This is a genomic window from Paraburkholderia sp. J63, from assembly GCF_905220245.1.
GTDB lineage: Bacteria > Pseudomonadota > Gammaproteobacteria > Burkholderiales > Burkholderiaceae > Paraburkholderia.
Genome location: NZ_CAJMZF010000218.1, coordinates 1 through 262 on the forward strand (window position 1 = coordinate 1; position 262 = coordinate 262).

At 71.8% G+C, this 262-nt stretch carries 1 pseudogene; it reads right to left on the reverse strand.

From position 1 onward, the window contains the following. Positions 1 to 60: 60 nt before the first annotated feature. A pseudogene (locus U5775_RS39250) lies at positions 61 to 262 on the reverse strand (putrescine ABC transporter permease PotI); the annotation flags it as partial.

Consider the following 262-nt stretch of genomic DNA (forward strand, 5'->3'; position numbering starts at 1 on the left):
TGGGCTCCCCTGATCGGCCGGGCGTTGCTTCGCGGCGCGCGCCGCTTCTGCGGACTGTGATCAGGCCGCGCGCCGGCCGAGCGGCGTGCCGACCGCACCGGCCGGTGCGCCCTGCACGGCGCCTTGCAGCGCTTCCGAGGCATCGGGCTGCACGAGGGCCTGCTGCATGTCGCGCATGCGTTTGCGCTCGCGTGCCGACATCAACTGGTTCACGGCAATCACGCCGATCGTCACCGCGCTGATAAAGAGCGTGGCCAGCGCG